The following is a 25,351-nucleotide window of genomic DNA, read 5'->3' as shown; positions in this document are numbered from 1 at the left end:
ATAGCGGACATCCTTATGTCATGACAATATGCCATAGTGTCGAGGTAAGGTGCGTCCTCTGGAGGTGCGTTGTACGACCTGATCACGATCGGCCGCTGCGGCGTCGACGTCTATCCGCTGCAGACCGGCGTCGGGCTGGCCGACGTCGAGACCTTCGGCAAGTTCCTCGGCGGCAGCCCGACCAACGTCGCCGTCGCGGCGGCGCGTCACGGCCTGCGCTCGGCGGTGATCACCGCGGTGGGCGCCGACCCCTTCGGCGCGTACGTACGACGGGCCATCCGCGACTTCGGCGTGGACGACGCCTACGTGAGCGTCATCGAGGGCCCGGCCACCCCGGTCACGTTCTGCGAGATCTTCCCGCCCGACCACTTCCCCATCTGGTTCTACCGCGGCGAGCACCCGCCCGACCTGCGCCTCACCCCCGGCGACCTCGACCTCGACGCCATCCGCGCGACCGGCCTGTTCTGGTTCTCCCTCACCGGCCTGAGCAAGGAGCCGAGCCGCGCGGCGCACGCCGCCGCCCTGTCGGCCCGCACCGCCGGCTGGACCGTGTTCGACCTCGACCACCGTCCGGCGCTGTGGGAGTCGCGCGCGGCCGCCCGCGCGGCGGCGCGCGAGGCGCTGCCGCACGCGAACGTGGCCGTCGGCAACCTGGACGAGGTGGAGAACGCCGTGGGCGTGCGCGAGCCGGAGGCGGCGGCGCAGGCCCTGCTCGACGCCGGGGTCGAGGTGGCGATCGTCAAGATGGGCCCGGACGGGGTCCTCGCCCGCACCGCCACCGAGACCGTCGTGGCCGAGCCGGTCGAGGTGAAGGTGGTCAACGGCATCGGGGCCGGGGACGCGTTCGGCGGCGCGGTCTGCCTCGGGCTGCTGCGCGGCTGGCCGCTGGAGCGCACCATCCGCTTCGCGGGCGCCGCCGGCGCGTTCGTGGCCGCCCGCCTGGCCTGCGCCGACGCCATGCCCACCACCGACGAGGTGCACGAGCTGCTGAACGAGGTGCCCACGTGAGCGACCTCACGCTGCCCAGGACCGCCCGCTACGAGTGGCTCACGCGGATCCGCGCGACCCGCCCCGAGGAGATCGCCGAGGCTGCCGCGCGCCGGCAGCGCCGCCGGATGCCGGGGCCGGACGAGCGGCTGCTGATCATCGCGGCCGACCATCCGGCCAGGGGCGCCCTGTCCGTACGCGACCGCCCGCTGGCCATGGGCAGCCGCCACGACCTGCTCGACCGCCTCCAGGCGGCGCTGGCCCGGCCCGGCGTGGACGGCATCCTCGCCTCCCCCGACGTCCTGGAGGACCTGCTGCTGCTGGGCGCGCTGGAGGGCAAGCTGGCCTTCGGCTCGATGAACCGGGGCGGGCTGCAGGGCTCGGTGTTCGAGCTGGACGACCGTTTCACCGGCTTCGACCCCGAAGCCATCGACACGATGCGCCTCGACGGCGGCAAGATGTTGTGCCGCATCGACCCCGGCGACCACGCGACGGCCGCCACCCTGGAGTCGTGCGCCCACGCGGTGACCGGGCTGGCCCGCAGGCGGCTGGTGGCCATGGTGGAGCCGTTCTGGGCGGCGCGCTCGGAGTCCGGCGTGCTGCGCAACGACCTGTCCCCCGACGCCGTGATCCGCTCGATCAGCGTCGCCCAGGCGCTCGGCGCCACCTCGGCCCACACCTGGCTGAAGATCCCCGTGGTGGCCGAGATGGAGCGGGTGATGGCCGCGACCACGCTGCCCACCCTGCTCCTCGGCGGCGACCCGCCCGACATCGGCACGGCCTACGCCGACTGGCACCGCGCGCTGGCCCTGCCCGGCGTGCTCGGCCTGGTCGTCGGCCGCGCCCTGCTCTACCCATCCGACGACGACGTGGCGACGGCGGTGGACGGCGCCGCCGCCCTGGTACGAGAGGCACACGCATGACCTACCTGCCCTACGGCAAGGCCGCCAGCGGCCCCTGGTCGGTGGAGATCACCCCCTCGCTGGCCGGCTGGACCTACTCCGGGCTGCGCGTGGCGGACCTGACCGGCACGCCGCTGTCGTTCGGCACCGGCGCGGAGGAGATGATCGTCCTTCCGCTGTCGGGGTCGTGCACGGTCGAGGTCGGCGGTGAGACGTTCGTGCTGGCCGGGCGCGGGTCGGTGTTCGAGGGGCCGAGCGACTTCGCGTATCTGCCGATCGGCGTCCAGGTCACGTTGAGCGGCGGCGGACGCATCGCGCTGCCGTCGGCCCGCGCGACCCGGTCGCTGCCGCCGCGCCACGTGCCCGCCGCCCGGGTGCCGGTGGAGATCAGGGGCGCGGGGCAGGCCAGCCGACAGGTGAACAACTTCTGCGCCCCCGGCGTGTTCGACTGCGACAAGCTCATGGCCGTCGAGGTGCTGACCCCGGGCGGCAACTGGTCGTCCTACCCGCCGCACAAGCACGACACCCCCAACCCGGGCGAGGCCGTGCTGGAGGAGGTCTACTACTTCGAGGTCGCCGGCGACGGCCCCGGCTACCAGCGCGTCTACTCCTCCGAGCGGGGGCAGATCGACACGCTGGCCGAGGTCTCCTCCGGCGACGTCGTCCTGGTGCCCTACGGCTACCACGGGCCGTCCATGGCCGCCCCGGGCTACGACCTGTACTACCTCAACGTGCTGGCGGGGCCGGCGGAGGAGCGTTCGATGGCGTTCTGCGACGATCCCCGTCACGCCTGGATCCGCTCGTCCTGGTCGGGCCAGGACATCGACCCGAGACTGCCGTTCGGAGGGCACGCATGACCCGGTTGACCGTCGCGCAGGCCGTCGTGCGCTTCCTGGCCGCCCAGTGGAGCGAGCGGGACGGCGAGGAGCGCCGCTTCTTCGGCGGCTGCTTCGGCATCTTCGGCCACGGCAACGTCGCCGGGCTCGGCCAGGCGCTGGCCACCGCGGGCGACGACCTGCCCTACTACCTGGCCCGCAACGAGCAGGCCATGGTGCACACCGCCGCCGCCTACGCCCGGACCGCCGACCGGCTGGCCACGCTGGCCTGCACGACGTCGATCGGCCCCGGCGCGACCAACATGATCACCGGCGCGGCCGGCGCGACGATCAACCGGCTGCCCGTGCTCCTGCTGCCCGGCGACGTCTTCTCCACCCGTGCCGCCAACCCGGTGCTCCAGGAGCTGGAGGACCCGCGTTCGTACGACATCTCGGTCAACGACTGCTTCAAGCCGGTCTCGCGGTACTGGGACCGGATCAACCGGCCGGAACAGCTCCCGTCCGCGCTGACGGCGGCCATGCGGGTGCTCACGGACCCGGTCGAGACCGGCGCGGTGACGCTGGCGCTGCCGCAGGACGTGCAGGCCGAGGCGTACGACTGGCCCGAGGAGCTGTTCGCCCGCCGGGTGTGGCACGTGCCGCGCCCGCGACCCGAACGCGCCGCGCTGGCCAGGGCGGCCGAGGTGATCAGGTCGGCGGCCCGCCCGCTGATCGTCTCGGGCGGCGGGACGATCTACAGCCGGGCCACCGCCGAGCTGGCCGCCTTCGCCGAGGCGCACGGCATCCCGGTCGCCGAGACCCAGGCCGGCAAGGGATCGTTGCCGCACGGCCATCCGCTGGCGGTGGGCGCGGTGGGCGCGACCGGCACCACCGCCGCCAACACGCTGGCCCGCGAGGCCGACGTGGTCATCGGGATCGGCACCCGCTACAGCGACTTCACCACGGCGTCGAGGTCGCTCTTCGCGGCGGAGGCCAGGTTCGTCAACGTCAACGTCGCCGCCCTCGACGCCGCCAAGCTGTCGGGGCTGCAACTGGTCGCCGACGCCCGCGAGTGCCTGGCCGACCTGGTCGCGGCCGTCGCCGGCCGGCGCTCCGACGACGCCTGGACGGCCAGGGCCGCCGCGCTCTCCCGGGAGTGGGACGCGCAGGTGGACCGGGCGTACGCGCTCGACGGCTCCCCGCTGTCGCAGGCGGCGATCATCGGCGCCGTGAATGCGGCGGCGGGCCCGGACGGCGTCGTGGTGTGCGCGGCCGGTTCCATGCCGGGCGACCTGCACAAGCTGTGGCGGCCGAGCGGCCCCGGCGGCTACCACGTCGAGTACGGCAACTCCTGCATGGGCTACGAGATCGCGGGCGGCGTCGGCGTCAAGCTGGCCGTGCCGGAGCGCGAGGTGTTCGTCCTGGTGGGCGACGGGTCGTACCTGATGATGGCGCAGGAGCTGGTCACCGCGGTCGCCGAGGGCGTCAAGCTGGTCGTCGTCCTGGTGGACAACTCGGGCTTCGCCTCCATCGGGCGGCTGTCGGAGAGCGTGGGCGCGCGCCGCCTGGGCACGTCCTACCGCTCCCGTACGGGCGGGCCGCTGCCGGTCGACCTGGCCGCCAACGCCGCCAGCCTGGGCGCGGCCGTGCTGCGTCCGGAGTCATTGGCCGACCTGCGCAAGGCACTGGAGGAGGCCCGCTCGTCCAGCGAGACGACGGTCGTGCACGTGCGCACCGACCCCATGGCCGACGACGTCCCCTCCTCGCAGGCGTGGTGGGACGTGCCCGTGGCCGGGGTGGGCGCGCCGGCCGAGCGGGCGGCGTACGAGGAGGCCAAGCGGTCGCAGCGCGCGCACCTGACTCCGCCGTCCTGACCAGGGTTGCCCTCGATCACCGCCGGGAAGGCCACTGACCAGGCACGATAGGGGGTTGGGCATGAGGCCGTGGCGGGCGCTCGGGTGGATCGCGATCATCGCGGTCGCCTTCTTCTGCCTCTATCACCTGCGCACGGTCGTCATGTCCGTGATCATCGGCGTCTTCCTCACGGCGCTGCTGCACCCGCCGGCCCGCTGGCTCACCTCCCGCGGGCTCGGGCCGGCGCTGGCCACCACGATCGTCTTCGTCGGCGGCCTGCTGCTGGCCGGCGCGCTGATCGCGCTGCTGGTGCCGCCCACGGTCGACAGCCTGAGCGAGATGCGCACCAGCCTGGGCAAGGCGCTCGGCGACCTGCACGGCCTGGCCGCCCGGTTCGGACTCGACGACCAGCGGCTCCTCGCCCAGGCCAGGGAGTACCTGTCCAAGCAGGGCAGGCAGATCACCAGCGGCGCCATCGCCGGGGTCAGGACGGCCGGCGAGATCGTCGTCGGCGCGGTGCTCGCGGTCATCCTGTCGGTGTACTTCGTGCACGGCGGCGAGCGGCTGTTCGCCTGGATCGTCGATCTGCTGCCCGAGGGGGCCAAGACGCGCTGCCGCGACACCGGCGTGCTGATCTTCGGGGTGATCGGGCGCTACATCCGCGGGGTGGCGATCGTCGGCGTGGTCGACGGCTTCTTCATCGGGCTCGCGCTGTGGATCCTCGGCGTGCCGATCGCGCTGCCGCTGGCCGTGCTGACGTTCGTGGGGGCGTTCCTGCCGGTGGTGGGGGCGTTCATGGCCGGGCTGCTGGCGGCCGTGGTGGCACTCGTGGCCAAGGGGTGGCTGGTGGCGCTGATCGTGGTCGCGGTGACGGTGGCGGTGCAGCAGCTCGAAGGGCACGTGCTGGCGCCACAGGTCTACGGCAAGGCGCTCGACCTGCCGGGGGCGGTCATCCTGGTCGCGATCACGGTGGGCAGCGTGATCGCGGGCATCACCGGCGCGTTCCTGGCCGCGCCGGTGACCTCGGTGCTCGTAGCGCTGCTGCGGCGGCCGCGCCCGCACCTGATCACTCCCGGGCCGAGCTGACCTGTTCGAGCTGCTCGCGTGACCACTCCAACCGCCCCTCGCGCAGGTCGGCGATGACGGCGCGGAGCCAGCGGGCCTCGGCCGCCGTCACCTCGCGCAGGTATTCGCACTCCAGCATCGTGACCCGCGGCAGGTCCTCCTCGGCCAGGCTCGACTCCAGCTGGGCGAGCGTGCGCTCCACGGCCGCCGCCCGCCGCTCCAGCGCGTCGGACAGCCCGCCGGGGCCGAGCAGCATCGCGTTCGCCAGCGCCGCAGGGAACTGCGGGAACTCCTGTTTGGGACGGCTGAGCATGTCGTCCAGCCAGGTCAGCAGCCGCTCGCGGCCCTCGTCGGTGATCTCGTAGACCGTGCGCTCCGGGTACTGCTGGTCGCGCCCGGTCTCCCTGACCCTGATCAGCCCGGCCTCGTCCAGCCGGTCGATCGTGCGGTAGAGCCCTGCCCGCTGGCCCACGTTGACCACCAGGTCCTTGCCCCACTGCTTGAGCAACCGCTGGATGCCGTACGGGTGCAGGGGTTGGTGGTTCAGCAGGGTCAGCACGGTCAAAGCGAGCGGCGAGCCGCGGTCGAGCGCCATGGGCTCACCCTATCGTTCAGCGAAACTAGTTGACTTGATACTAGTTGCAATGCAACTATCAAGCCCATGACCACAGCAGACCGCCCAGAGGGCGTCATGACCGAGATCCCCGTGCTGATCGTCGGCGGCGGCTACGCCGGGCTCACCTCCGCCCTGTTCCTGTCCCACCACGGGGTGCCCTGCGTGCTCGTCGACCGCCACCCCGGCGTGTCGCTCCTGGGCCGTGCGCGCGGCATCACCCCGCGCACGATGGAGATCTACCGGCCGCTCGGCCTGGAGCAGGCCGTCAAGGAGGCCGGGCGGCCCTTCGACGAGGAAGCGGGCGTGGCCCGCTGCACGACGCTGGCCGGCGAGTGGCAGTGGCTCTTCGAGGGCGGCTCCTCCCGGGCGCTGCCCGAGCTGACCGCGGGCGAGTACGGCCTGGCCGACCAGAGCACGGTCGAGCCGATCCTCGCCGAGGCCGCCCGCGCCCGGGGCGCCGACCTGCGCTTCGACACCACGTGCAGGTCGATCGAGCCCGACGCGGACGGCGTCACGGTGGTGACCGAGGACACCCGCACCGGCGAGCGCCGGACCCTGCGCGCCCGCTACCTGATCGCCGCCGACGGCTACCGCGGCACGATCAGGGAGCGGCTGGGCATCGCCCGCGAAGGGCTCGGCGTCCTGCGCGCCTACCAGTCCTTCGTCTTCAGGGCCGACCTGTCCGAGCTGGTCACCAAGCGGGCGCTGTTCTGGATCCTCGGCGCGCCCGGCGGGACGGCCTCGGGCGCGATGGTCTCCCACGCGCTGCCGGACCATTGGGGCATGGCCCTGGCGTACGACCCCGCCGCCGAGTCGCCGGACGACTTCACCGACGAGCGGCTGGTCGCCTCGGCCAAGGAGCTGATCGGCCGCGACCTGCCCGTGGAGATCGTCAGCAGGGCGGCGTGGGAGGAGGCGGTGGGCGTCGCCACGCGCTACCGCGAGGGACGGGTCTTCCTGGTCGGCGACGCGGCGCACGTCTGGCCGCCGGCCGGCGGGCTGGGCGCCAACTCGGCCGTCCAGGACACGCACAACCTGGCCTGGAAGCTGGCCGCCGTGCTCGCCGGCCGGGCCTGCGACGCGCTGCTCGACACCTACGAGGCCGAGCGCCGCCCGGTCGCCCTGGAGCTGGCCGACCTGACCGTACGCAGCCAGGCGGCCAGGTTCGGCCCCAACCCCGAGGACGACCCGCTGGACCACGTCGTGGCGATCCTGGGGCAGCGCTACCGCTCGTCGGCCATGGTCGGCGCGACCCACGAGACGGTGTTCGGCGACTCGGTGGCCCAGGGCGCCCGTCCCGGCACCCGCGCCCCGCACCTCTGGCTCGACCGGGACGGCGTGCACATCGGCGTCCACGACCTGTTCCACGACACGTTCGTCCTGCTGTGCGGCCCCGGCGGCGCGGACTGGGCGCGGGCCGCCGGGCCCGGCGTGCGGGTGCACCAGGTGGGCGGTGACGTGCTCGACGTCGAGGATGCCTGGGCCGAACGCTACGGCGACGCCACCGCCGTCCTGGTCCGCCCGGACGGCTACGTGGCCTGGCGGTCCGAAGGACCGGCCGTCGAGGGCGAGATCGGCCGGGCGCTCGACCAGGTGCTCGGAAGGGTCATCATGTGACCTATGCGATGGATCACGTTCGACTGTTTCGGCACCCTCGTCGACTGGCGGCACGGCATCGGCACCAGCCTTGAGCTGATCGCCCCCGGCAGGGGGGACGAGCTGCTGGCAGCGTACCTGCGGCACGAGAGCGCGGTCGAGGCCGAGACGCCACGGGCCCGCTACCGGGACGTCATGGCCGAGGCGCTGCGCCGCGCCTGCGCCGACGCCGGAGTCCCGCTGAACGACGACGACGCCTCGCTGCTGGCCGCCACGCTGTCCTACTGGCCGGTGTACGGCGAGGTCGGGACGGAGCTGTCGGCCCTGCGCGCGGCGGGCCGGCGGCTGGCGCTGCTGACCAACTGCGACCGCGACCTGATCGCCCAGACGCTGCGGCGGCTGCCCGTGCCGTTCGACGCGGTGGTGACCGCCGAGGACGCCGGGGCCTACAAGCCGGACGAGGCGCACTTCGAGCACTTCAGAAGGGCGTACGAGCCGGCCGAGTGGGTGCACGTGGCGCAGAGCCACTTCCACGACATGATCCCGGCCGAGCGGCTGGGCGTGCGCCGGGTGTGGATCAACCGGCACGGCGAGCGGCCCGCCGGGCCCGAGGTCGTCCGGGTGGTCCTGCCCGACCTCCGCGGCCTGCTCGCGGCCGTCGAACGGGCGTAGCGGAGCTCGGGCCGGCTGGTGGGCCTAGCGGGGTTTCTCCAGGATCTCGGCGACGCCTTCGAGGAAGGAGTCGACGTCGGCGATCAGGTAGCCGGCGCGCAGGAGCACGGTCGAGAACCGGGCCTGGCGCACCTCCTCCGCGGTCACCGCGAACTCGGTCGTGCCGCGCAGGGTGGCCACGATGCGGTCGAGGAAGGCGTCGACCTCGTCCTCGTTGTAGCCGGTGCCCATGCGGCCAGGGCGGAAGGCCACGCGTTCGACCCGGGCCGCCTGGGTCTCGAACCACTCCTCGCGCAGCAGCTCCCCGGTGGGCTCGGCCATGGCGAGCCGTACCGGGCGCCTGGCCTGGGTCTCCAGGGCCACGACGAACGCCTCCAGCGCGAAGTCCACCGCGGTCTCGTGGTAGCCGCCGCGCTTGGCGCGGAAGGTCGCGGTGCGGACCTCGTCGGCGGTGACGGGCTCGACCGTGTGCGGGCCCCTGCCCAAAGTCGACTCGATGCGCGCGATCAGGGCGTCGACTTCCACGGGGTCATAGCCTGAACGCATACCCATGACGCGTGGAAAGCGGTTCAAGCCCACTCCTCCTGAGATGTGCCGGGGGTTTCTCCATTGTGAGGCCCTTTATCACGGCCCTGCGCCCTGACATATACCGTTACAGCACCATGCGACTGTTACAGGTCTCTTTTCGCTACCGAAGACGTCAGCCCTTCATCCTCGAAGAGGCCGACGCGCAGCTCGCGCCGGGCGACGCGATCGAGCTGACCGGGGTCAACGGGGCGGGGAAGTCCACGCTGCTGCGGCTCCTCGCGGGGCTCGCGCGGCCGACGCGGGGCCACGTCACCGACCGTCCCGGCGTCGTGGGCTTCGCCCCCGACCGCTTCCCGACGGCCCAGCCGTTCACGGTGACCTCCTACCTGACGCACATGGCGTCCGTACGCGGCGGCGCCCGGTGGCGGCCCTGGGCCGAACGCCTGAACATGGGCCACCTCCTCGGCCTGCCGCTCGGCGAGCTGTCCAAGGGCAGCGCGCACAAGGTCGGCCTGGTCCAGGCCCTGATGGCCGACCCCGGCCTGCTGATCCTGGACGAGCCCTTCGCCGGCCTGGACGCCGACGCCCGCGAGACGCTGCCCGCCATCGTCACCGAGGTCACCGGGCGCGGGGGCATCGTCGTCGCCAGCGACCACCAGGGCGGCCTGCGCGGCCTTCCCGGGCTGCGCTCGTGGTCGATCGTGGACGGCCGCCTCAAGGAGGCCGCCCCCGCGGCCCCTGTGCCCCCTGCTCCGCAACGCCCGCTGACCACCGTGTCGGTCACCCTGCCCGCCGACGAGCTCCCGCTCTTCCTGGCCAGGATGCGCGACCAGGGCTACCGGATCTCCGACCTCGACCACACCCATCCCGACCCGCCCGAGGAGTCCGGTTGATCACCCTGGCCGTCGTCCGCCCGACCGAGGAGTGCCGGTGATCGCTCTGGCCGTCTTCCGGCTGGCCGCCTACGTGCGATCGCACCGCGTCCATCAGGCGCTCCTGCTCACCCTCGCCATGCTCGCGATCGTCTACGGCAGCCGCGCGCCCAGGGGCACGGAGGCCGCCGTGCTGGCCGACGGCGCCGTGCTGATCATCCCCATCCTGGCCTGGGCCACGCGGAGCCTGCTGGACACCGAGCCCGACCGGCAACGCGAGCTGTCGGCGGTCACCGCGGGCGGGCGCGGCAAGGAGGTGGCCGCGGGGCTGGTGGCGAGCCTGGTCGCCGGCGCCGTGCTGGCCGGCGTCGGCCTCGCGTGGGCCGTCCTGCTCGGCCTGAGCGAGCGCCCCGGCCGGGACGTGCTCGGCGCGGCCCTCGTCCTGCACGCCCTGGCGGTGCTCGCCGGGACGGCGCTCGGCGCGCTCACCAGCCGGGCCGTGCTGCGCTCCCCCGCGGTCTCGATCATGTCGCTGGTGCTCGGCTACCTGGTGATGCTGCTGCTCAGCGCGTCCCCCGCGTACTGGCTGACGGTTCCGCTGGTGGTCTGGATGCGTACGGCGGGCGCCGGCGAGCTGCTGGACCAGCTGCCCCAACTGTCCGCGATCTCCCTGGCGTGGTGCCTGGCGGGACTCGCCCTGTATGCCTGGAGGCGCCGTAGGGTAGGTTAGTAAGCGTTCACTCACCCCTGAGGAGGCAACGGTGAAGGTGATCTGCCTGGGTGACAGCATCACCCGCGGACAAGTGAGCGTCGACTATGTGGCCATGCTGCGCGACCGGCTGCCCGGCGAGACTGTGATCAACGCGGGTGTCAACTACGAGCCGTCGTCCGAGCTGCTCAAGCGTCTCGACGACGTCGCGCGGCAGGATCCGGACGTGGTCACCGTGCTCATCGGCACCAATGACGCCAACGCCACTTTGAGCGAGAAGCGGGCCAGAGCCCTGCGCAAGCGCTGGAAGCTCACGCAGACCCCCACAGCCGCCGCGTACGCCGCCAACCTGACGGCCATCGCCGCCCGCCTGCAGAACGAGACCATGGCCCGCGTGGCGCTGCTGTCCCCGCCGGTCATCGGCGAGGACCTGGACTCGGTCCCGGTGCGCCGCACCCAGGAGTTCGCCGAGATCGTCAGGACGGTCGCCGCCGAGCAGGGCGTGACCTATCTGCCGCTCAACGAGCGCATGACCGCCGACCTGGAAGGCACCTCGCCCCGCACCCACTACCGTCCCGAGAGCAACCAGGCGCAGACCGCCGCCATGCAGCACTTCCTGCTCGGCCGCAGCCTGGACGCCATCTCCAGCAGCCGCGGCCTGCGGCTCACCACCGACACGGTGCACCTCAACAGCCGGGGCGCCGCCATGATCGCCGACCTGGTCGAGACCTTCGCCGCCCGCTCGACCGCCACGAGGTAGGCGAGCGGCGACCGCCGCCTTGCTAGGGGCGATCGCCGCCTTGCTAGGGGCGGTCGCCGGTTACTCGGCCGCGGCGAGCTGGCCGCAGGCGCCGTCGATCTCGCGGCCCCGGGTGTCGCGCACGGTCACCGGCACCCCGTGGAACTCCAGCCGGCGCACGAACGCCCGCTCGTCCTCCGGCCGGGAGGCCGTCCACTTGGAGCCGGGCGTGGGGTTGAGCGGGATCAGGTTGACGTGCACGAGCTTGTTCCTGACCAGCTTGCCGAGCAGGTCGGCCCGCCACTCCTGGTCGTTGACGTCCTTGATCAGGGCGTACTCGATGGAGATGCGGCGCTTGGTCTTCGCCGCGTACGACCAGGCCGCGTCGAGGACCTCGGCCACCTTCCAGCGCGTGTTGATCGGGACGAGCGTGTCGCGCAGCTCGTCGTCGGGCGCGTGCAGGGACAGCGCGAGCGTGACCGGCAGCCCCTCCTCGGCGAGCTTGCCGATGGCGGGCACCAGCCCCACGGTCGAGACCGTGACCCCGCGCGCGGAGATGCCGAGACCGTGCGGCGCGGGGTCGACGATGCGGCGCACGGCGCCGATCACCTGCTTGTAGTTGGCCAGCGGCTCGCCCATGCCCATGAAGACGATGTTGCTCACCCGGCCCGGACCGCCCGGCACCTCGCCCGCCGCCAGCGCGCGGGCGCCGGAGACCACCTGCTCGACGATCTCGGCGGTGGACATGTTCCGGGTCAGGCCCGCCTGGCCGGTGGCGCAGAACGGGCAGTTCATGCCACAACCGGCCTGCGACGACACGCACATCGTGACCCGCTCGGGATAGCGCATGAGCACCGACTCGACCAGCGCGCCGTCGAACAGCCGCCACAGGGTCTTGCGGGTCGTGCCGCCGTCGGTGGTCAGCTCCTTGACCGGCGTGAGCAGCGTCGGCAGCAGCGCCGACAGCTTGTCGCGGGCCGCAGCGGACAGATCGGTCATCTCGGCCACGTCGGCGGTGTGGCGCTCGAAGTAGTGGCGCGAGAGCTGGTCGGCGCGGAACGCCTTCTCCCCCAGCTCGGTGACCGCGGCCCGGCGCTCGGCCATGGACAGGTCCGCCAGGTGCCGCGCGGGCTTGGCCCGTCGCGGTGCGACGAAGGTGAGCTGGCCTGGCTGCTGGGACACGTTCCTGCCTTTGCTTGGGGGGACTTCCGGGATTCTGCTTGGGCTTTCGGGATTCTGGTCGGGCGTCCGGGATTTCTCACCGGCCAGGTTAGTGAACGCCGGCCGCGGAGGAGGCATTCCTGATCACGGTACGGCTCGCGTCAGGGTCACCGCCCGATCTACAGTCATCTCGTATGGCGATTTTCCGGTCGGCATCTGGCGAGGGTGGGACCGAGGTCGTCCTCGCCGCCGGTAACCCCTACGGCAGCCGCACGCTCGTGGTCGAGCGGGACGAGGACTCCTCGGTAGCTTACCTGTGCTCGCCCGAGGGCGCCGTCCACGGAGCGGTCTGGCTGGCCAACCACCGGCCGGCCCCGTCCGTGGTCGACCTGGCCCGGATCAACTCCGGTCTGCCCCCGCTGATGCCCAGGGGCAACACAACGCACCCCGAGGGGCGCAGGCCGCTCGGCCAGCTGTCCGCCCTGTGGTTCGAGGAGGGCGACGGCGTCGCGCTCTACGAGGACGACGACCTGCTCGCGGTCATCCCCGGCTGGGCCGACATGAGCAGGGGCATGCCCGGCTACGCCCGTGACGCCGTGGGCGAGTCGCCGTTCGCGTGGGCGCTGTCAGAGGCGCTGGAGGGGCTGCGGCCGCGCATCTCCAACGCCACGTCCTACTGGCGCTGGCGGCACGGCGAGGGGTCGTGGCCGTCGTTCCAGCAGTTCGTCATGGGCCATCTCGACCGGGTGCTCGGCCCGGCCGGCCGCTACTGGGACGCCAGCGGCGAGCGCCTGCCGACCGTCGGCATCACCGAACGCCCCCCGTACGAGGGCCGCGAGCCGACCGTGCTGTCCACGGTGGGGATGAGCTGCCAGCGCATGCCGACCGTCGAGCAGTGGATCGACCGCCCCGACGCCTACGCCCGGATCGAGCTGGCCGTGGCCACCCACGACGACCCCCGGGACGCGGCGCTGCTGCTGGTGTGGCTGGCCCAGTATCCGTGGCACTCGGTGACCTGGCTCGGCCACGGGCACACGGCCAAGTGGTACCACGAGCCCTCGACGTTCCCGCTGGGGTCGCAGTACTCGGGGGTCCTCATGCGGGCCGACCCGCCCGACATGCCGGACATGTCGGGGTTCGCGTTCGGCGGGGAGGCCGTTCGATGGTTGTGGCTCACGCCCGTCACGACGGAGGCGTTAGAGGAACAGCGTCAGTAGCAGCCAGACCGGCACCAGCGTGGTCACCAGCGAGTCGAGGCGGTCCATCAGGCCGCCGTGCCCCGGCAGGATCGTGCCGAGGTCCTTGATGCCGAGGTCCCGCTTGATCATCGACTCGATGAGGTCGCCCACGGTCGCCAGCAGCGCCGCCAGCGCCCCGATCAGCGCGCCCAGCCAGAGCGGGCCGTCCAGCAGCCAGGTCACCAGCCAGCCGCCGACCAGCGTGCAGGCGATCACCGACCCGGCGAAACCCTCCCAGGTCTTCTTCGGGCTGATGACCGTCATCTTGTGCCTGCCGAACAGCACACCCGCGACGTATCCGCCGATGTCGCTGGCCACGGTCACCGCGATGAAGATCAGCACCCGGTCGCGGCCGTCGGGCGGCGCCAGCAGCAACGCCGCGAACGCCGCCAGCATCGCCGGGTAGAACAACGTGAACACCGACGCCGTGCCGTCGCGCACGTAGCCGTCGGTGCCGTCGCTGAACATCCGCCAGACCAGCAGCACGAACGCGAACACCGCGAACGCCCCAAGCAGCCAGAACGGCCCGCCCCAGTACGCCCCGGCCTGCATCGCCACCAGCCCCGCGAGCACGGGGACGGCCGGCACCTTGATCCCGCGCGTGGCGAACGCCTTGGTCAGCTCCAGCACGCCCACGCCGACGCACACCACGATCACCAGGAGGAAGAGCTCCTTGATCGTGTAGAGGGTACCGAGGACCAGCGCACCCAGCCCCACACCCACCGCGATCGCGGCCGGCAGGTTCCTTCCGGTACGGCTGCCGCCGTCCGGGCCGGTGCCGGCCGTACGTTCTTCCACAGACACTCTCCATAGCCACGGCCCCCGCCTTCCGGCGAGGGCCGCGAGGCGTGCCGCTCAGACTTCGAGCAGCTCGGCTTCCTTGTGCTTGAGCAGCTCGTCGATCTTGGCGACGTGCTTCTGGGTGAGGTCGTCGAGTTCCTTCTCCGCGCGACGGACCTCGTCCTCGCCCGCCTCGCCGTCCTTGATCATCTTGTCGAGGGCCTCCTTGGCCGTACGACGGATGTTCCGGATCGACACCTTGGCGTGCTCGCCCTTGTTCTTGGCGACCTTGATGTACTCCTTGCGGCGCTCCTCGGACAGCTCCGGGAACGTCACGCGGATCACGTCGCCGGTGTTGGTCGGGTTGACGCCGAGGTCGGAGTCGCGGATGGCCTTCTCGATCGCGCCCATCGCGCTCTTGTCGAAGGGCTGGATGATGACCATGCGCGCCTCGGGCAGGTGGAACGAGGCCAACTGCTGCACCGGTGTCGGAGTGCCGTAGTACTCCGCATTGATCTTGTTGAACATCGCGGGGGTGACCCGGCCGGTCCGGATGGTCGCGAAGTCTTCCTTCGCGACCGAGACGGCCTTGTCCATCTTTTCCTCGGCTTCGAGGAGGGTTTCGTCGATCACAGCGGCTCCCTGTCTACTAGCTGGCGGTGTCGGGCTAGCTCCCTCATTTGCCTGCGGGACTCACCAGCGTGCCGATTTTCTCACCGCGTACCGCTCGCAGGATGTTGCCCTCGCCCATCAGGTCGAAGACCACGATCGGCAGATCGTTGTCCTTGCACAGGCTGATCGCGGTCGCGTCCATGACCGCGAGGTCGCGCAGCAGCACCTCGCCGTAGTCAAGATGGTCGAACCGGACCGCGTCGGGGTTCTTGCGCGGGTCGGAGTCGTAGATCCCGTCGACCTGCGTGCCCTTGAGCAGCGCCTCGGCGCCGATCTCCAGGGCCCGCTGCGACGCCGCGGTGTCGGTGGAGAAGTACGGCGAGCCGAGACCCGCCCCGAAGATGACCACGCGGCCCTTCTCCAGGTGCCTGATCGCGCGGCGCGGCAGGAAGGGCTCGGCGACCTGCTGCATGGTGATGGCGGTCTGGACGCGGGTCTCGACGCCCCGCCTCTCCAGGAAGTCCTGGAGCGCCAGACAGTTGATCACCGTGCCGAGCATGCCCATGTAGTCGGCCCTGGCACGGTCGATGCCGCCCTGGGACAGAGTGGCGCCGCGGAACATGTTCCCCCCGCCGACCACGACCGCGACCTGCACGCCCTCGCGCACGGCCTCGGTGATCGAGTCGGCCAGGTGGTCGACGACGCCCGGGTCGATGCCCAGTGGGTCGTCTCCGGCGAACGCCTCGCCTGACAGCTTCAACATCACCCGCTTCCACCTCAGTGGACCCTGCGGGCTGGGTGATGAGGAAGCCGCCGTCCGTGTGGATTCGTGGGCTGACTCCCGGTGGTCCTGCACGGCGGCGGCCTCCTTCATTGGGTGGAACTCTGGGCAGGCAGTTCGCTCAAGCCTAAGCCTGGCCGACCTTGAATCGGACGAAGGCGAGCACCTCGACGCCGTTCTCCTCGGCGTACTTGCCCACGCTCTTCTTGTTGTCCTTCACGAAGGCCTGCTGGACCAGGGTGAAGTCCTTGTACCAGCCGTTGACGCGACCCTCGACGATCTTGCCGATGGCGGCCTCGGGCTTACCCTCCTCGCGGGTCATCTCCTCGAAGAGCTTGCGCTCCTTCTCGACGACCTCGGCGGGGACGGACTCGGCCTTGAGGTACTGCGGGGCCATCGCCGCGGCGTGCTGGGCGATGTCCTTGGCGACCTCGGCGTTCGGCTTGTCGAGCTGCACGAGCACACCGACCGCCGGCGGCAGCGCCGGGTCCGTCTTGTGCATGTACGCACCGATGTAGCCGCCCTCGAGCACGGCGAAGCGGCGGATCTCGATCTTCTCACCGAGCGCGGCGTTGGCCTCGTCCAGGTGCTCCTTGACGGTCTTGCCGCCGAAGGAGGAGTCGAGCAGCGTCGCCACGTCGGCGGGCTTGCTCGCCAGGATGTGCGCGACCACACCGGCGGCCAGCTCCTGGAAGCGCTCGCCCTTGGCCACGAAGTCGGTCTCGCAGTTGAGCTCGAGAAGAGCGGCGGAGGAGTCGCTGTCCTGCTGGAGCGCGACGAGGCCGTTGGAGGCCGTACGAGCCTCGCGCTTGCCCACGTCCTTGGCGCCCTTGAGGCGCAGGAGCTCGATGGCGCGGTCGAAGTCGCCGTCGGACTCCTCGAGCGCCTTCTTGCAGTCCATCATGCCGGCAGCGGTGATCTCGCGAAGCCGCTTGACGTCGGCCATGTTCACGGAAGCCATTGCTCTTATTCCTTGTGGGATTTCGTCGTCGTCGTGGATCGGAGAGGACGCCCTGGGCGCCCGCCCCTGGTCGGTACGGCAAGCGCGTGCCGTACCGGGGCCTTGTCGTGCGCGGGTCGTGCGCGGGTCGTGCGTTCTGCCTCGGTCTTGCGCGGTCTCAAGCGGTGGTGCCGGGTCGTGTCGGGCTGTGCTCGGACGGTGGTGCCAGGTCGTGCTCGGACAGTCGTGCCCGGGACCGGTTCGAAGGACGCCCTTGCGCCGGGCTCCCTCCCGACCAGCCGGACTCCCGTCCGACCGACCCGGCCCTCACCCAACCGACTGAACTCCGACCCGCCGAACCTCCGCCCGACCGGCCCGGACTTCCATCCGACCGGGTTGAACTTCCGTCCCACCCGCCAGACTTCCATCCGACCCGTCGAACTCCCGTCCGACCGGCTGGGCTTCTGCCCGGCCCTTGGCTTTCGCCTGACTGGCCCGGCTTTCACCTGGCCCGTCCGGCTTCCACCGTGACCTTCGCTCGTACCTGGGCTTGGTCTGGGCTCGGGCTTCGTCCGGCCTGGGCGCGGACTCCGCTCGGGCCCGAGCTTGCGCCCAGGTCTCCGCTCAGCAGGACGGGCTCCGCCGGTGGAGCTCCGCTCCTCCTCGCTCGGCATACTGCCCAGCCAGGCTCGGCTTATCGCTCCGGCCCGATGGTCATCCACCTCGGCTCACCGCCTCGGTTTCCGATGCCCCGGCCTCGGCTTACCGCCTTGGCCCGACTGCCGACCTGCCTTGGCTTACCACCTTGGCCCGATGGTCACCCTGCCTTGGCTTATCGCCTCCGCGGGGTGCCGTCCTGCCCGGCTTGCCGTCCCGGCTCGGCCGTTTGCCCAGTCGAGACGCGTACCTTGCCCTATCAAGCCTCAGCCCGCGCAGGACCTCGGCCTTTCACAACCTCGGCCCGCGCAGGACCTGGTTTCCGCTCACCCTCGATCGGCCAGATGCCCGCCCCGCACCGCGGTCGATGACGACCTGCGGCGCGGAGCCGGCGCCTGCACCGTGCCCGGCCTCACGCCCGGGCCCGGCGGCCGTGTCTCAGGCCTGCGGCTCGGACTCGGGGGTCGCGTCGGCAGCCGGAGCGGCCTCGGCGGCGGGCGCCTCCTCGGCCGGAGCCTCGGCAGCGGGGGCCTCCTCAGCCGGAGCCTCGGCAGCGGGGGCCTCCTCGGCGGCGGCCTCGGGAGCGGCCTCGGCGGCCTGGCCCTGGCCCTGCTCGATGAGCTCGCGCTCCCACTCGGCCAGCGGCTCGGCGGCGGCCGGCTTCTCGTCACCGCGGGCGGCGCCGGAGCGAGCCATCAGACCGGCGGCGACACCGTCGGCGACGACCCTGGTGAGCAGGCCGACGGCGCGGATGGCGTCGTCGTTGCCCGGGATCGGGTAGTCGACCTCGTCGGGGTCGCAGTTGGTGTCGAGGATCGCGACGACCGGGATGCCAAGCTTCTTGGCCTCGCTGATCGCGATGTGCTCCTTCTTCGTGTCCACGACCCACACCGCGCTGGGCACGCGGCCCATGTCACGGATGCCGCCGAGCGTGCGCTCGAGCTTGTCCTTCTCGCGACGGCGCATGAGGAGCTCCTTCTTGGTGAGCCCCGAGCCGGCGACGTTGTCGAAGTCGAGCTCCTCGAGCTCCTTCAGACGCTGAAGCCTCTTGTGCACGGTGGAGAAGTTGGTGAGCATGCCGCCCAGCCAGCGCTGGTTCACGTACGGCATGCCGACCCGCGCGGCCTGCTCGGAGATGGCCTCCTGAGCCTGCTTCTTGGTGCCGATGAACAGGATCGTGCCGCCGTGGGCGACGGTCTCCTTGACGAAGTCGTAGGCACGGTCGATGTACGACAGCGACTTCTGCAGGTCGATGATGTAGATGCCGTTGCGCTCGGTGAAGATGAAGCGCTTCATCTTCGGGTTCCACCGACGGGTCTGGTGGCCGAAGTGAACGCCGCTCTCGAGCAGCTGTCGCATGGTGACGACGGGGGCCATGTGATGGTCCTCCAGGTCTGGGCGCCCTGCGGATGGGCGCAGTTCTCGGTTGTGCCGCGGCAGCGCGTTGTCTACCGCCCTGATGCCCCAAAACCGCTCCAGCCGGGCCGAAGCCCGGACCGAGGGTGCGGTCCGCAACGGGGCATGCGAAGTCGGCCTGTTGCCACAGGCCATCGAAAAGTCTACCTCCCACACCGCCCCAGGCTGACCGTCGGAGGTCAAACCGACATACCGGGTACGGCTCACCCCACATCGTGGTCCTCCGTGGGCAACCCGGGCGACGTCCTGGGTGCGATCGGGAAGAGGTTGATCTGCGCCTCCGCGATCCTGGCCCCGCTCGGCGCGTCCTCCTGGCTGCGCTGGTGAGCGATGTACGGCTCCAGCAGCTTCTCGATCTCCGCGCTCAGCCGTCCCAGTTCGCTCGCGTCGACCCTGATCCGGGTACGGCTGAAGCGCGTCGCGTCGCGCCATTCGTCCGTGTCGTGCTCGATCCCGGCCAGGGCCCGGTCGGCCTCGTCGCCGGCCTCCTTGCGGAACGCCTTGATCAACAGGGTCTTGGCGTCACGGACCTCCGGCTGGTCGTCCGGAAGCACTCCCACGCTGAACGGCTTGTGCGTCGATCTCCACAGCCGTTCGCGTCCGTCCCCTCTGGGCGGGGCGTCCTCGACGAACCCGTACTTGGCCAGCATGCGCAGGTGATAGCTGGCTGCGCTGGGCGTGATCCCCGCGATCTCCGCCACCTCGGTCGCGGTCGCACTGTCCTCCACGCCGAGCCGGTTGAGGATCAACAGCCTCGCCGGGTGAGCCAGCGCCCGCATCATCTTGGGATCGCTGAGCCCCTCCATGTCCTGCGTCATGTGCCAAAGGTACCCGGCGGGAGATATGAAGCATTCCCTTTACAACTCTGAAGGGATCCCTTCATACTTATGAAGTCTTCCTTTCACATCTCCCGCCTTCACCCACGCTCCTCGCAACCGGCACCTCTTCAAGCCCCACCCGGCCCGAACTCGCCACCGGAGACCCCCAGCATGGACACGACGCCCCCACTCCCCCTTCGCAAACAGCGCGACTACCGCCTGTTGTGGAGCGCCCGCACGATCTCGATCACCGGCTCGGAGGTCTCCAAGCTGGCCGTCCCCCTGACCGCCATCACACTGCTGACCGCCTCACCCACCGAGATGGGGCTGCTGACCGCCGCCGCCCCGCTGCCCGCCCTGCTGTTCGGCCTCCAGTCGGGCGCCATCGCCGACCGCCTCGCCCGGCACCGCCCGCTGATGATCGCCTGCGAACTCGTCTCCTGCGCCGCCGCCGCGACCGTCCCGCTGGCCTGGCTGCTCGGTGTCCTCACCGTGCCCTGGCTGGTCATCGTGGCCCTGGTCATCGGTACGGCCGGCGTCATCTTCAAATCCGCCAACTTCCCCTACATAGCCGCGGTCGTGGACCCGTCGCAGCGCACCGAGGCCATGGCCGGCTTCCAGGCCTCGTACTCGGTGGCCTCCGTGAGCGGCCCCGGCCTGGCCGGCATCCTGGTCCAGACGCTCACCGCGCCGTTCGCCGTACTGGCTGAGGCGCTGTCCTTCCTCGCCTCCGCCCTCCTGCTCCGCTCGATCCGCACCCCGGAGAACAACGAGCCCACCCGCTCGTCCAGCATGTGGCGCGACATCGTCGAGGGCCTGCGAACCAGCCTCACCCACCCCACACTCAGAGCCGTCCTGGGCGCCGGCGTGACGATCAACTTCTTCGCCATGGCGTACATCGCCGTCTACATGCTCTACATGGTCAACACGCTCGACATCCCCAAGGGAATGATCGGCTTCCTCACGGCACTGAGCGGCGTGGGCGGCCTTCTGGGCGCCTGGCTCACCTCCCGCCTGTCCAAGCGCTACGGCGAGAACCGCATCCTGCTCGTCGCGGTCCTGTTCTTCCCGCTGGACATCCTCGCCGTCGGCCTCCTGACCGGCCCCCTCTGGGTGAAGCTCACGGTCCTCGGCCTGACGGGCGTCCTGACCGGCGTCATCGTGGTCGCCTTCTCCACCTGCATGGGCGTGATCACCCTCCGCGACACCCCCACCGCCCTCCGCGGCCGCGTGAACGCCACCATGACCTTCGCCGTACAGGGCGTCCTGGCCGTCGGCGGCCTGACCGGCGGCGTACTGGCCGAGTTCATGGGCCTTCGCCCGGTCATCCTCATCAGCGCGGCGGGCATCGCCCTGAGCAGCCTCTGGATCTGGCTCTCTCCCCTACGCCCCAACCGCCCTCAGGCCACCCACATCCCGCCTCCGCCCCCGCAGAACCCCCTCCCCCAGGCACTGACCCACCTGATCGAATCCAAGCGCCACTCAGTCATCTAGCCACCTCCCCCATACGGACCACAGACGTCCCGCTTCCGCCGCCCCCACGCCGCCCACCAGCACGTACGCCCACAGCGTCTGCACCGGCTACGGCATGCAGCTAGACCCCCTCACGGCCTACGACTCCCCCGGCCTCTCGTGGACGCCTCCACCTCGGCGTCGGCGGGTCACCGTCACCGGGGCGGCCCGTCCCCCGGCCAGACAAAGATCGACCTACCCTGCTTCGTCAACGTTCTGAAGCCACCCGTGAGCACCCATCGCTGGAAGCGGCCGTTGACGGTCGACCAGGAGCCGCAGCACTCGGCCATATCGCGCCAGATCACGCCGTTCAGCCGCCTGCACGGTCAGACGGCCGAGCTCCGTGACCTGAAGCTGGAACAGGCCTAATACGGCAGGTAGTAGCTGAGCAGATCCGCGGTGAGCGGCGGGAAGAGCGCCTGGAACAGCTCTTCCTCCCCGGTGTAGACGTCGGGCCGGATCCGGGTCAGCCCCTCTATCCCGTGCGGGCCGAACAACAAGGCTGGCAGGTGGTCGGGTGCCACTCCGATGCCCTTCACGGATCCGGGTCTCTGCATCGGGCCGCCGGTGACGACCTCGCCGAGGCCATCGGCGCCGACGGGGATCCGGTAATGGGCGCCGAAGGTGGAGATGACGATGTCATCGCCGGTGTGGTCCGTCCCCTCTGCGGTGAGGCGCTGCCAGAGCAGCGGCCGCAGGCGGTCGAACAGCACCGCGACGTCCGGAATGCGCACGTAGTACTGCTCCGCCCGCTTCCGCGGTTCGTGTTCGAGGTACTCCTGCCAGGCGGTGGCAGTCACGGATCCGGCCCGATGGACGACCTTCAGCTCGCTCCCGGGGAACTGAGCGACGACGGCACGCAGCAGGTCGCGGGCCGCGGTCTCGTTGGCGGCGGCGGCCTCGGCCAGCAGAACTTCGTCGTCGTCGGGGGGCGTGGTGCGTCCGGTGGCGACGACGGTGCCGGCGTGCTCCAGGACCCAGGAGGTGCTCGCCTGGTGGTCCAGCAGCCATCGCCAGCATGCGGCCGAGTGCGGCATGGCCACGTCGAACCTGTCCTGAGCCATGTCCTGCAGAGCTGCCATGGCGGGGATGTCGGCGGGCCGGGCGGCGCGGAGTGCGGGTGTGCCCTCACCGGCCGGTGGCGTGTGCACGGTCAGCGCCGACGGTATGTCGATGGCGTACTCGTAGCCGAACAGCCGGTAGAAGTACGGGATCCCGATCATCACCTGAACGACGTGACCGCGGGCGGCGGAGCGCTCGTGCGCCCATCGCATGAGCGCTCGTACGAGTCCGCGTCCTTCGTATTCGCGGTCGGTGGCGACCAGTTCGACCTGGCCGGCGGGTAGGCGGATGCCGCCGATGCGCACTTCCTCGTCAAGGAGCGTCGCGGTGGACACGACCCGGTCTCCGTCCACGACCACGGCACAGGCGGGCCAGCCGGCGTCGGCGTCTGAGACGACCAGCCGGTGGTCGAGGGCGTCGGCCGAGTCGCCACGTTCGGTGAGAAGCTCGCTGATCTGATCGAGGTCCGCAGGCCGTGCCCGCCGCAGGACGAGGCCGTCGGCCAGCGGGACGGGTGCAAGGGAAGCTGCGGTCGGGCTCACGGTGGGACTCTTGCATCGCCCGGATGACCTCGTCCATCGGATTTCCACCGGGCGGCGCAGCCCGGCACAAGGCTGGTTGTCCACAGGAGACTCCCCGCCGCTTCCTCTGTCCACAGAATCCCGCTCACCTCGGCCTCCGCAGGCCGCTCCCGGCAAGACTCCCCGCCATGCCCCCTCGCCCACGCCTCCCCGCCATGCCTCCTCGCCCACGCCTCCCGGTCATGCCTCCTCGCCCACGCCTCCCGGTCATGCCTCCTTGTCCACGCCTCCCCGCCATGTCCCCTCGCTCAGCACCACCACCGCCGAGACCCCGCATGCGGAACGTGGCTTGCCGTGCCGTGATCTACCTGGTCGTGCTCGCGACGGCGATCCTGCTCACGGCCATCGCCACCCCGGCTCCGCCGGCGAAGGCCGCCCCACCTGCCTGGCGATGGCCACTCGACGGCAGCCCCCGCATCCTGCGCCGCTTCACCCCGCCCTCCGCTCCATGGCTGGCCGGACACCGAGGCGTAGACCTGGCCGCCCCGGCCGACACCCCTGTCCTGGCCGCAGGCTCTGGCACCGTCCGCTACGCAGGCCCAGTAGGCGGACGAGGAGTCGTCACCATCGACCACCCAGGCGGCCTCCGAACGACGTACCTGCCGATCAGCGCATCAGTGAAGCGGGGTGAGCCGATCACGATGGGCAGCCGTCTGGGTGTCGTACAAGCCGCACAGAGCCACTGCCAGGAGTCATGCCTGCACTGGGGCCTGATCCAAAGCGTCCGCTACCTGGACCCTCTCCTCCTCCTCGGCCACGCCCCCATCCGCCTCCTCCCCATCTGGCCTAAATCCGCCACGCCCCCGATCACCCCACCCCTGCTGCCTCCGGCCCCCAACACACTCTCCGAAGCCCCCCTTGCCTACCCCTTCGAGCCTTCCGCAGCGCCTCTCGCTGTCCGCATCGTCCCCTCCGAAGCACCCCTTGACGTCTCCTTCGCCCCCACGCAGGCCCTTGCACGCAGCACATCAACCCCACCCACCCTTCCCCTGCTCACCAGCCTGTCCGCCGCCTTCTACCGCCCGAACCCATCCCTACTTCCGCTTCCGGACCGGGCTGTTCCGCTGGCGCGGAACCTGCTCTCCAGCGCCCCCGTGCCTCCTCCGCCCCCGCTTCTCGTCCCCCTACCCCCGCCCCTGCTCACAGTTCTCGCGCACCATGACTCATCCTCGGCCCCTCGGAACGCGCTCCCATCCCCCTACTCCACCGTCCTGCAGGCACTTGCCCTCACTTCAGAGCCACCCACCGAGCCCCCGTTCGTCCCCCCTGAAGTCACCCCCTCGCGCCCGGAGATGCGTTCCAGCGACCTTCCCCTCCGCAACGAATCAGCCAGAACTCCCGAGCAGCGACATGACCCGACTCGCGGCCCCGCCAGGCGCCTCCCAGCCGTCCTCCGACTCCTGACACGTGGGGCTTCGCTGCCAGCAGCCCCAGCAATCGGACTGGGCACCCTCCTCGGCGCCGCCGTCCTGATCACGGCCCTACGCCGCCGGCGACGCCCCCACAAGAAGCACTACGGCTCAAGAAGCGGCCAACACCGCAAACCCCCAAGATCGGAAGGGGTCCACAGACGCCCCACCCCACCCTCACGACGCTCCTCCTGACCTCCCCGAAGCCACCCTCAAAAACCCCCTCTGCAAACCTTCAACCGCGGACACCCAACCAAAGACCTCCAAGCTCACGACAAAAGCCCCACAACGGCAATCCACCCGCATCCAGAAGATCCTCTAAGCAACCAAGCTGCCCATCCACCGCGACTGGATGAACACGACCCGCAGGCCTCATCGAGACACGCGTGCCCCTGTGAACCAGACCAGGCCGTGATCCACCCCCGGCGCCTTGTTTCGTCCTGCAGCCCCTCCACCCCCATGGCCACCACCGATCGCCCGTTACCGTCACCCGTCACCCGTCACCCGTCACCCATCGCCCATCGCCCACGCCCGACGATCCAACGATCCGAGACCCGACGACCCGACGCCCATCGCCGACGCCCGACGCACCGCACGCCCACACCGCCTGCACCGCCTGCACCGCCGGCACCCGCCGCACCGCCGGCACCCGTACCGCCGGCATCCGCCGCACCGCCGACACCCCGCACGCCCGCACGCCCGCACGCCCGCACGCCCGCACGCCCGCACGCCCGCCGACCAACCGTCTCTGAACCCTCCGCCCTTCGCGCCCCTTGCCTTCGAGCCCTCTGCTCCTTTGCACCCCTCACCCCCGAGCCAGGAACCGAAATACGCTGCACCAGGGCCGCTCCACCAAGTTGCGGCCTACATACAGCGCATAGGGCGCCAGCGCCATGAGTGTCGTGGTTGCCTGTAGCGGCATACTGAAACTGCGCCATGTGAATGGCGACTACGCATCTCTCGGCCACCGTAAGTCAACACAGCCGCCGCATGACCACCGCTCCCCTGTATGCGAAACGCTTCTCTCCG

Annotated in this window: 24 protein-coding genes; 14 read left to right on the top strand and 10 right to left on the bottom strand. The window is 70.9% G+C overall.

Features of this window, described 5'->3' with window-relative positions:
• Nucleotides 1-69 precede the first annotated feature (69 nt).
• The 5 genes from iolC (at nt 70) to ABZ459_RS43750 (ending at nt 5,644) form a co-directional block, all read left to right on the top strand.
• The gene (iolC, locus tag ABZ459_RS43770; RefSeq protein ID WP_357984233.1) at nt 70-1,008 is read left to right on the top strand and encodes a 5-dehydro-2-deoxygluconokinase; all 939 of its coding nucleotides are present in this window, start codon (nt 70-72) and stop codon (nt 1,006-1,008) included.
• Nucleotides 1,005-1,910 carry a deoxyribose-phosphate aldolase gene (locus ABZ459_RS43765; protein ID WP_357984230.1) on the top strand — a complete coding sequence of 302 codons (906 nt, stop codon included), beginning with the start codon at nt 1,005-1,007 and terminating at the stop codon, nt 1,908-1,910. Before iolC ends, ABZ459_RS43765 begins: the two co-directional genes overlap by 4 nt.
• Nucleotides 1,907-2,746: a 5-deoxy-glucuronate isomerase gene (gene iolB, locus ABZ459_RS43760; RefSeq protein ID WP_357984227.1), complete on the top strand. Its 840-nt coding sequence runs from the start codon at nt 1,907-1,909 to the stop codon at nt 2,744-2,746. The genes ABZ459_RS43765 and iolB overlap by 4 nt, the downstream gene beginning before the upstream one ends.
• Nucleotides 2,743-4,578: a 3D-(3,5/4)-trihydroxycyclohexane-1,2-dione acylhydrolase (decyclizing) gene (iolD, locus tag ABZ459_RS43755; RefSeq protein WP_357984224.1), complete on the top strand. Its 1,836-nt coding sequence runs from the start codon at nt 2,743-2,745 to the stop codon at nt 4,576-4,578. Before iolB ends, iolD begins: the two co-directional genes overlap by 4 nt.
• Before the next feature lie 61 nt (nt 4,579-4,639).
• Nucleotides 4,640-5,644 (top strand): AI-2E family transporter, encoded by a 1,005-nt coding sequence (locus tag ABZ459_RS43750; RefSeq protein WP_357984221.1) that lies wholly within the window; start codon nt 4,640-4,642, stop codon nt 5,642-5,644.
• Here the strand turns inward: ABZ459_RS43750 and ABZ459_RS43745 are convergent.
• Nucleotides 5,625-6,218, bottom strand: coding sequence for a PadR family transcriptional regulator (locus tag ABZ459_RS43745; RefSeq protein ID WP_357984218.1), 594 nt, complete (start codon nt 6,216-6,218; stop codon nt 5,625-5,627). The two genes, ABZ459_RS43750 and ABZ459_RS43745, sit on opposite strands and share 20 nt — an antisense overlap.
• A gap of 66 nt (nt 6,219-6,284) precedes the next feature.
• Between ABZ459_RS43745 and ABZ459_RS43740 the strand changes: the two genes are divergently transcribed.
• Nucleotides 6,285-7,856, top strand: coding sequence for an FAD-dependent monooxygenase (locus tag ABZ459_RS43740; RefSeq protein WP_357984215.1), 1,572 nt, complete (start codon nt 6,285-6,287; stop codon nt 7,854-7,856).
• Between the two features lie 3 nt (nt 7,857-7,859).
• Nucleotides 7,860-8,507 (top strand): HAD-IA family hydrolase, encoded by a 648-nt coding sequence (locus ABZ459_RS43735; RefSeq protein ID WP_357984212.1) that lies wholly within the window; start codon nt 7,860-7,862, stop codon nt 8,505-8,507.
• A 24-nt stretch (nt 8,508-8,531) separates the two neighbouring features.
• On the opposite strand, the gene ABZ459_RS43730 is transcribed toward ABZ459_RS43735, so the two are convergent.
• Nucleotides 8,532-9,032 carry a DivIVA domain-containing protein gene (locus ABZ459_RS43730; protein ID WP_357984209.1) on the bottom strand — a complete coding sequence of 167 codons (501 nt, stop codon included), beginning with the start codon at nt 9,030-9,032 and terminating at the stop codon, nt 8,532-8,534.
• Between the two features lie 137 nt (nt 9,033-9,169).
• On the opposite strand from ABZ459_RS43730, the gene ABZ459_RS43725 reads away from it, so the two are divergent.
• The 3 genes from ABZ459_RS43725 to ABZ459_RS43715 are packed head-to-tail and all read left to right on the top strand — an operon-like array spanning nt 9,170 to nt 11,376.
• On the top strand, nt 9,170-9,928 hold the full coding sequence (locus ABZ459_RS43725) for an ATP-binding cassette domain-containing protein (RefSeq protein WP_357984206.1): 759 nt from the start codon (nt 9,170-9,172) through the stop codon (nt 9,926-9,928).
• Between the two features lie 37 nt (nt 9,929-9,965).
• Entirely contained in the window at nt 9,966-10,637 is a 672-nt protein-coding gene (locus tag ABZ459_RS43720; RefSeq protein WP_357984203.1) for a hypothetical protein, read from the top strand.
• Nucleotides 10,638-10,668: 31 nt separating this feature from the next.
• A complete protein-coding gene (locus ABZ459_RS43715; protein ID WP_357984200.1) occupies nt 10,669-11,376 on the top strand; it encodes an SGNH/GDSL hydrolase family protein in 708 nt (235 codons plus the stop codon).
• A gap of 60 nt (nt 11,377-11,436) precedes the next feature.
• Here the strand turns inward: ABZ459_RS43715 and rlmN are convergent, their stop codons facing one another.
• On the bottom strand, nt 11,437-12,537 hold the full coding sequence (gene rlmN, locus ABZ459_RS43710) for a 23S rRNA (adenine(2503)-C(2))-methyltransferase RlmN (RefSeq protein ID WP_357984197.1): 1,101 nt from the start codon (nt 12,535-12,537) through the stop codon (nt 11,437-11,439).
• Nucleotides 12,538-12,710: 173 nt separating this feature from the next.
• Here rlmN and ABZ459_RS43705 point away from each other — a divergent pair, with 173 nt between their 5' ends.
• Nucleotides 12,711-13,733, top strand: coding sequence for a suppressor of fused domain protein (locus ABZ459_RS43705; RefSeq protein WP_357984194.1), 1,023 nt, complete (start codon nt 12,711-12,713; stop codon nt 13,731-13,733).
• Here ABZ459_RS43705 and ABZ459_RS43700 read toward each other — a convergent pair.
• The 6 genes from ABZ459_RS43700 to ABZ459_RS43675 all read right to left on the bottom strand — a co-directional run bounded on the left by ABZ459_RS43700 (nt 13,713) and on the right by ABZ459_RS43675 (nt 19,758).
• Entirely contained in the window at nt 13,713-14,552 is an 840-nt protein-coding gene (locus ABZ459_RS43700) for a phosphatidate cytidylyltransferase (protein WP_357984190.1), read from the bottom strand. The genes ABZ459_RS43705 and ABZ459_RS43700 overlap by 21 nt on opposite strands.
• 57 nt (nt 14,553-14,609) lie before the next feature.
• A complete protein-coding gene (gene frr / locus ABZ459_RS43695; protein WP_352350337.1) occupies nt 14,610-15,167 on the bottom strand; it encodes a ribosome recycling factor in 558 nt (185 codons plus the stop codon).
• Nucleotides 15,168-15,210: 43 nt separating this feature from the next.
• Entirely contained in the window at nt 15,211-15,909 is a 699-nt protein-coding gene (pyrH, locus tag ABZ459_RS43690; protein ID WP_221762026.1) for a UMP kinase, read from the bottom strand.
• A 145-nt stretch (nt 15,910-16,054) separates the two neighbouring features.
• Entirely contained in the window at nt 16,055-16,888 is an 834-nt protein-coding gene (gene tsf, locus ABZ459_RS43685) for a translation elongation factor Ts (protein WP_357984188.1), read from the bottom strand.
• Nucleotides 16,889-17,962: 1,074 nt separating this feature from the next.
• Nucleotides 17,963-18,901: a 30S ribosomal protein S2 gene (rpsB, locus tag ABZ459_RS43680; RefSeq protein ID WP_357984186.1), complete on the bottom strand. Its 939-nt coding sequence runs from the start codon at nt 18,899-18,901 to the stop codon at nt 17,963-17,965.
• 242 nt (nt 18,902-19,143) lie between these two features.
• A complete protein-coding gene (locus ABZ459_RS43675) occupies nt 19,144-19,758 on the bottom strand; it encodes a winged helix-turn-helix domain-containing protein (RefSeq protein ID WP_357984183.1) in 615 nt (204 codons plus the stop codon).
• 171 nt (nt 19,759-19,929) lie between these two features.
• On the opposite strand from ABZ459_RS43675, the gene ABZ459_RS43670 reads away from it, so the two are divergent.
• Entirely contained in the window at nt 19,930-21,252 is a 1,323-nt protein-coding gene (locus ABZ459_RS43670) for an MFS transporter (protein ID WP_357984180.1), read from the top strand.
• A 246-nt stretch (nt 21,253-21,498) separates the two neighbouring features.
• Nucleotides 21,499-21,639: a hypothetical protein gene (locus ABZ459_RS43665; RefSeq protein WP_357984177.1), complete on the top strand. Its 141-nt coding sequence runs from the start codon at nt 21,499-21,501 to the stop codon at nt 21,637-21,639.
• On the opposite strand, the gene ABZ459_RS43660 is transcribed toward ABZ459_RS43665, so the two are convergent.
• Entirely contained in the window at nt 21,636-22,874 is a 1,239-nt protein-coding gene (locus ABZ459_RS43660; RefSeq protein ID WP_357984174.1) for a GNAT family N-acetyltransferase, read from the bottom strand. The genes ABZ459_RS43665 and ABZ459_RS43660 overlap by 4 nt on opposite strands.
• A 23-nt stretch (nt 22,875-22,897) precedes the next feature.
• Here ABZ459_RS43660 and ABZ459_RS43655 point away from each other — a divergent pair, with 23 nt between their 5' ends.
• Entirely contained in the window at nt 22,898-24,517 is a 1,620-nt protein-coding gene (locus ABZ459_RS43655) for a peptidoglycan DD-metalloendopeptidase family protein (RefSeq protein ID WP_357984171.1), read from the top strand.
• Nucleotides 24,518-25,351 lie beyond the last annotated feature (834 nt).

It is taken from the genome of Nonomuraea sp. NPDC005692 (assembly GCF_040631115.1).
Classification (GTDB): Bacteria; Actinomycetota; Actinomycetes; order Streptosporangiales; family Streptosporangiaceae; genus Nonomuraea.
Note: the sequence above shows the minus strand (reverse complement) of the source record. Positions and strands in the feature narration are given on the sequence as shown.